Consider the following 6,569-nt stretch of genomic DNA (forward strand, 5'->3'; position numbering starts at 1 on the left):
CTTTAAAGTGTTTTTGTTTTATGAATTTAAACCACAACCTATTTATCATATTTTTACCTCTTTCACCGGTCGTATCTTAATGCATCCACAGGTCTCATTTTTTGTTCAGCTTTTCCGTCTTAACCGATATACAACGCCCGCGCCCAGCAGCCCGAGCGCGATCTCAAATCCAGGCGCTGCGGGTGTAGATGTCAAGACGGGTGTTTTAACAGGAGCTTCAGTAGATGTCGGAGCCGGCGTGGATTCTTCCTCTACGACCACGTCCACAACGCGTTCAGAGAAATTCGCTATGTACATCATCGCCTGCATTCGGTTACCGCCTGGCATGGTAAGCCAGAAGGAGGATTCTTTAGCATCGTATAATTCTTCAGCGGTCATGACCTGTCTCATCGGCTTGTTGTCAAGGTAGAGACGTACCCTTTGCCCGGGGTTCCACATCATTGAGCTGTTATCCAGGTTCATCATCATGAATTTACCTGAAGGGTCTGTGGAATTTACCGTCATTCTCATTCGGTTTCTATCCATCGATCTTATCATGACATTCATGCCCTCAGAATAATTGGTTATCGAATACTTATCCGATACCCCGACAGAAACCTCCGCACCGGCCCTGTTTCTCATCATCTCTCCCATGAACCTCCGGTGCATCCCATCTGCGGGCATGTTCACAGGAATAGCCCTGAAAACAGCATTTCCTCTGACTGATCCGATTCTGATCTCCCCTCCTGCTATGTTTATAGAGGTAGCATTCGTTGATGCAATAAATGCGGTCAGGTTGCCGGCTTCTATTCTTACTATATTATCCTCTTTTGATGCATTCACACCGTCTGCAAGATCGAATGTGATTGTCGCTGATGCTTTTGTTCCGATGTTGATTACAGCAGCAGGGTTATCATGCAATTGTATTACTGCGGACCCGTCTCTGTTTATAATCCTTGTCAGCGCGCCCATTGTTGTTGATTCCTTGAAATCGAAACCTGCGACTTTTATGGAATCAAAAATCGTGACGCCAACAATTCCATAATCCATAACGGCGCCTGTATTGTTATCTACAGAAAAGGTCACGTAGTTACCGTAACTGCTGCCCTGGCTGTGCATGAATCCCATCCCCATCATGCCCTGAGTGCCGCGCATTTCGTTACCCCTGATCATCATATCTTTCGCTTTTCCTCGCATCATATCGCTCCCCATCATTCCGCTTCCCATTCCACCGTCCGTTCCTCCTCCCATCATTCCGCCGCCCATCTGTCCGAGAACGGGCACAGCCAGCATTATCACCACAAGAAGAAATGCAGTTATTTTTATTAATCTTTTCATATTATTAACCTCCATTGACATTATACCCTACTTATCGTTTTTTTGATTATAGATAATGATATTTACAATCAATCGGATATGTAATAATATAAGCTTTGCTTAAAAAATACAAAACAATCCAGCAGAAAACCTTTATAATTTAAACCAAAACACCGATTAATAAAGACGTAAATGGAGATTCTTAAGGTGAATTGAAAAATGGATTGTTGCGGATCAAGTAAACCTAAAGAAACAGAGAAAGATGTAAATGATGTTAAAGCAGGTCAGCTAAGCAATGAGAATAATCCGCCGAAAGAGCACACCCATGAGTCACATGGCGGCTGTTGTGGCGGAGGCGGCGCAGGTATGTGGCTGCATATTATAGTTATGGCCATAGTGTTTATAGCCATCTGGTACTTTTCAAAGGGGTAAGAGATATGGAAAAGAAGACTATGCTGGTTATTGGGATTCTAGGAATGCTTCTGGCATTTGGCGCGATGTCTGTGGCAATGGCGCAGAATACAGGCGATGAGAAAATAAAGGACGCAGAAAACCATGAATGTACTCTGGAGATGATGGAGAACATGATAGAAAACTGCCCTGAACGGATGATGCAATCTGGAGCATGTGGAAATATGATGAATGCTACAAATGAAAGTTCAATGCAGGCTGGCTGCAGTGAAATGATGGGCAACAGCATGCCGGGTGCAGATACTGAATCGAAGGAAACAAATCATTGTGGGAACATGGGCTCTGATATGGGCTCAATGATGGGTTCCAGCGCAACGAAGGCTGCATTGTAATCCTTGTTTATTTTTAAAAAGTTAGCATGTAGCCCGTGATGTTGCCGGGATTTTTTTACTTTGGCAACTGTATCTCACGGGGGGTACTAACTCGCTGCTGCCTGTGCATGGATCTCTATGATCGGCGCGTATGTATTTTCAATATGCCTCTGGATATAGGTTTAGAAATTTTAAGTACTTACATCTTTAATTTTCATTTTATAAACCACAAATTACTTAATAAAGCAGGTTCCTAGTCGATATTGTTTACATTGGATGTAAAGTTGAGGATCTGCATAGATTTAAATGAGAGGACAGGACGTGAATAAAAAACAAAGGAATATACTTGGCATCGGGATCGTGGCTGTATTAATACTATACCTGAGCGCACAGAGTTTCAGTAACGCCCTCTCATTTTACTATGAAGTTGATGAATTCGTACAAAAAGCAGATTCATTAAATGGAAAAGTTGTGAACGTAAATGGTACAATAGTAATAGGTTCGACTATATGGGAACCTGAAAAGGCAAGGCTTGCGTTCAAACTGATGGATAAAAATGCCACAATTACGGTTGTTTCAAACGAAGGAATGCCCGGGAATTATAAAGAGGGAATCCCGGCAGTGGTTACTGGATATTATGTAAACGGTACTTTTCAGGCAACCCAGGTAGTCACAAAATGCCCTTCAAAGTACGGCGTAGACTTGGATCACGGAGACCATAACGAGACATATAACGAAACATAACGGAACATAAAAAGGAGAGATTTGATGGAATTAGGAGAAACAACGTTAATAATCGCATTGGTATTGAGTGTTTACGCCCTTGCAGCGCACATAATAGGCATATGGAAAAAGAAAAATGAGCTTTTCGACAGCGCCAGAATAGCAATTATCGGAATTGCGGTGTTAACTACTATCGCATCTATCTGGCTTTTTAATCTTTTCATTACCCGCAATTTCCAGTATGAGTACGTTGCTATCTACAGCAGCTTTGACCTGCCGATGGTCTATACCATCTCCGCTTTCTGGGCGGGCGCCGATGGCTCTTTGCTGCTCTGGGCATGGCTGATATCTATTTATATTGCAGTAATTGCAGCGCGGGGGAAATCCTATGATAACCTGATAAAGCACGCAATGCCCATAGTCCTCATCACTCTAACTTATTTCTTCTACATGCTGCTTACGGTGTCCCGTCCTTTCAGGCAGCTTGATTTCATGCCAGCTGATGGGAACGGGCTGAACCCCCTCCTTCAGGACCCGGGCATGTTATTCCATCCCACCACGCTGTTCTGGGGCTATGCCGGGGTAATAATACCGTTTGCCCTGATGATGGCGGGCATTTATCTTTCTGATGATACCTGGACATACCGTGCACGGCGCTGGGCGCTGTGGGCATGGCTCGGTCTCTCTTTAGGCAACATGTTCGGAAGCTACTGGGCATACACAGTGCTCAACTGGGGCGGTTTCTGGGGCTGGGACCCCGTCGAGAACGCCTCGTTCCTGCCCTGGCTTACCTTGACCGCGTTCTACCACAGTACCATGATACAGGAACGAAAGGGAGGGATGAAGTTCTGGAATATACTGCTAATCCTTTTCACATGGGAACTCACGGTTTACGGGACGCTGCTCACGCGGAGCGGGATAATCGCATCTGTTCATACTTTCGGAGAGTCCGTGACAGCGCCTTATTATATCAACTACATGGTCGTAGTTCTTGCAGCCACGCTCGTACTTGTAGCGTGGAAGTACAACTCCATCCAGAGCAAGAAAGTCTTTGAGTCTTTTGTTTCACGGGAAGCAAGCTTCCTGTACAACAACTGGATATTCATTGCTTCAGCAGCCTCGGTGCTGTGGGGAACGACTTATCCCCTGCTCTCGGAAGCTTTCCGCGGCTACAAGGTAATGGTCGGTCCCAGCTTCTACAACCAGGTGAACGTGCCGCTTGGAATCGCGCTTCTCTTCCTCATGGGCATATGTCCCCTCATAGCATGGAGGAAAGCCTCCGTATCCCATCTTAACAGGAACTTCTCAAAACCACTTGCCGCAGCAGTTATTGCAATGATCATCGCCTTCCCTCTCGGAGTCCGTGATTTCTATGCGCAGATTGCGGTTGCAGGCAGTGTACTGGTTGCATCCACGCATTTTATAGATATATCCAGGATTGTGAACAAGCAGAAAAAACTGGAAGATAGAGGAGTTTTGAAGAATTTTGGAAGTGCATTCTGGAATAACCGCCGTACCTTCGGTGGTTATATGTGCCACCTGGCAATCCTTATGATAATAGTAGCCGCCGCCGGTGCTGTAGTATATGAGAAGGCAGAGACCTTCAATATGAGGATTGGCGGCACATACAGTGTCGGTGACTATGACTTTAAACTCACCGGGATAGACCAGTATACAAAGAACAACAAAGATGTAACTACGGCTTTATTTGATGTTTCCAAGAATGGCGATATGGTTCTGACCGACGCCGAAGCGCGAATGTATCATTATGTGAAGCAGGAAAGTACTAATGTCAAACCCATGGCTTACACCGTGGGCGTAGATGACCTGTACTTCTCAGCCCAGGCCATCACTGCCGACAGCGCCACTGTCAAAATCAAGGTGATGCCAATGATGTTCCTTATGTGGATAGGAGGATTCTACATGCTCATCTTGGGAATCCTGGTAAGCCTGTCTACAATTGTACCCATCAGGCAAAAAAGAGTATCCGATGATGTAAATATAAATCAAAATATTAAAAAAATAACAGCGGAGAGTGCATTATGAAAATTATGAAGAAAATAATCGCAGCATGGTTTTTCCTGACCGTGCTTGCATTACCGGTATTAGCAATTACCGAAGAAGAGATTACCTCAAATCTCAACTGCCCGGACCAGGGAGGATGCACTATGATAGTGGTCGATTGTACGTGCCCGAGTTCTCTTGAAATAAAAGATAAGGTCAGGGCGATGCTTGACCAGGGGCTTTCCGAGAGAAAGATATACGATAAACTTTCGGCAGAATACGGAAGAGAGGTGCTTGCTACGCCGCCCAAGGAAGGATTTGACTGGATAGTGTGGATTGCGTTACCAGCCGGGATCGTTGTGGGTGGTGTTGTTGTTTACAAGATCAGCAGAAAGAGAATGGACGAGAACGAGCTATTCGACTACGAATACGAGAAATTCTTGAAGGGACGTGAAAAACAATGAGGAAACTATTGGAATTTTTTATAATACTGGCTTTATTTAGTAGCACAGCGGCGGCAGCTGAGATAAACGGCAGCATCGTCTCTGATGGAAAGAAGATTGCCGGTCTGCCAGTAGAGCTCAGTAAGATAAACGGCACAACCCAGAGCGACCAGAGCATGACTGATGTGGTCTATGATTTCATAAAATTAAGCGAGACTACCACGGATAAAAACGGAAGTTATGCTTTTAACGATCTTAACAGCGGCATGTACAGGATCAACGTGACCTACAACGGCACTGTATACGGCGAAAATACCGGGCTTAAAGACAGAGCGATTGTTAACTTCAACCTCTCCGGAAGGATAGAAGGGTCTGTTCTGAAGTCGAATAATACGCTTGAGGGAATACCCATCCGTCTCCTTGATGCAGGGGGTATCGAGGTAATGGACACTACTACAGGCAAGAGTGGAAAATACTTATTCAATAAGGTCAATGCCGGGAAAAGTTATTTTATCGAAGCCACGTATGCCGACGTACCCTATACAAAACAGGTGAACGTCTCGGAGAGCGCCAACTTTACTGTTTATGATTCCACAAAGGATGACAGTATCATCGCAGTGAAGATCGACCATATGGTCCTTTCAAAAGCGCCTACGGGAATCAAAGTGGATGAGTATATTGAATTCACTAATATCGGGGATAAAGTCTTCTTCAGTAAAGACAGGACATGGCTTGGCATTTCAACGCCTCCAGGTATATCAAGATTCCAGACCGATGTGATGGAATGCTGCCTGCAGAGAGAGAAAGACTCTGCCTGGATAGACCCGATGAGACCCATCATGCCGGGTGAGTCGTACAGCGCGCAGATATCATACATTCTGAGTTCAGAATCATCTGCGCCGACGCTCAGCAAAAGGATGATTTACAACACTTCGTACATGTCTTTGCTCTCTGAAAAAAACAACGGCTTCGGGATTGAAAGCAAATATGGCCAGAAAGAAATAGTTCAGAATGAAGGCAAAGATTTCGAAGTACTGAGCATTATGAACGTTCCTAAAGGACAGATAGTAGATACGAAGATAACAGGTTATGTTCCTTCAAAGACAGGCATCGGAGGGGATTTCAATTACCTTATCCCGGTAGTGGCGGTAGTGGTGATAGGTGCTGTTTCGTATCCTTTGCTCAAAAACAAAATTGGCAGAAAACAGAGGAGGCGTTCTATCAGAACACCACCAGTAACGCAGATATCGGAGGATGAAACGCAAGAAGTAGTAGAGAGCAACTTGCAGCCGGATGTTGTATTGGGAAATGTTTCTGTACT

At 44.8% G+C, this 6,569-nt stretch carries 7 protein-coding genes; 6 read left to right on the forward strand and 1 reads right to left on the reverse strand.

Annotation, left to right across the window (positions count from 1 at the left end; all coding sequences use genetic code 11):
- Positions 1–105 precede the first annotated feature (105 nt).
- Complete coding sequence (locus tag MNV_RS05660; protein WP_096204380.1) at positions 106–1,317, reverse strand: hypothetical protein; 1,212 nt, start codon at positions 1,315–1,317, stop codon at positions 106–108.
- Between the two features lie 198 nt (positions 1,318–1,515).
- On the opposite strand from MNV_RS05660, the gene MNV_RS05665 reads away from it, so the two are divergent.
- From MNV_RS05665 to MNV_RS05690, 6 genes are all read left to right on the forward strand, one after another.
- Complete coding sequence (locus tag MNV_RS05665) at positions 1,516–1,728, forward strand: hypothetical protein (protein WP_096204381.1); 213 nt, start codon at positions 1,516–1,518, stop codon at positions 1,726–1,728.
- Between the two features lie 5 nt (positions 1,729–1,733).
- Positions 1,734–2,099, forward strand: a complete 366-nt coding sequence (locus MNV_RS05670; RefSeq protein WP_096204382.1) for a hypothetical protein — start codon at positions 1,734–1,736, stop codon at positions 2,097–2,099.
- Positions 2,100–2,399: 300 nt separating this feature from the next.
- The gene (locus MNV_RS05675) at positions 2,400–2,822 is read left to right on the forward strand and encodes a cytochrome c maturation protein CcmE (protein ID WP_179293823.1); all 423 of its coding nucleotides are present in this window, start codon (positions 2,400–2,402) and stop codon (positions 2,820–2,822) included.
- 24 nt (positions 2,823–2,846) lie between these two features.
- Positions 2,847–4,847 (forward strand): heme lyase CcmF/NrfE family subunit, encoded by a 2,001-nt coding sequence (locus MNV_RS05680; protein ID WP_096204384.1) that lies wholly within the window; start codon positions 2,847–2,849, stop codon positions 4,845–4,847.
- Positions 4,844–5,269, forward strand: a complete 426-nt coding sequence (locus MNV_RS05685) for a cytochrome c-type biogenesis protein (protein WP_096204385.1) — start codon at positions 4,844–4,846, stop codon at positions 5,267–5,269. The genes MNV_RS05680 and MNV_RS05685 overlap by 4 nt, the downstream gene beginning before the upstream one ends.
- Positions 5,266–6,569 (forward strand): MSCRAMM family protein (locus MNV_RS05690; protein ID WP_143311655.1); only part of this gene is annotated, 1,304 nt, incomplete at its 3' end. The genes MNV_RS05685 and MNV_RS05690, both read left to right, overlap by 4 nt.

Source organism: Candidatus Methanoperedens nitratireducens (assembly GCF_900196725.1).
In the GTDB taxonomy this organism is placed as follows: Archaea; Halobacteriota; Methanosarcinia; order Methanosarcinales; family Methanoperedenaceae; genus Methanoperedens; species Methanoperedens nitroreducens_A.

Excerpts from the sequence above, each read along its gene's own strand:
- MNV_RS05665 (WP_096204381.1), top strand. The coding sequence starts at position 1,516 with ATGGATTGTTGCGGATCAAGTAAACCTAAAGAAACAGAGAAAGATGTA.
- MNV_RS05660 (WP_096204380.1), bottom strand. The coding sequence starts at position 1,317 with ATGAAAAGATTAATAAAAATAACTGCATTTCTTCTTGTGGTGATAATG.
- MNV_RS05670 (WP_096204382.1), top strand. The coding sequence starts at position 1,734 with ATGGAAAAGAAGACTATGCTGGTTATTGGGATTCTAGGAATGCTTCTG.
- MNV_RS05685 (WP_096204385.1), top strand. The coding sequence starts at position 4,844 with ATGAAAATTATGAAGAAAATAATCGCAGCATGGTTTTTCCTGACCGTG.
- MNV_RS05680 (WP_096204384.1), top strand. The coding sequence starts at position 2,847 with ATGGAATTAGGAGAAACAACGTTAATAATCGCATTGGTATTGAGTGTT.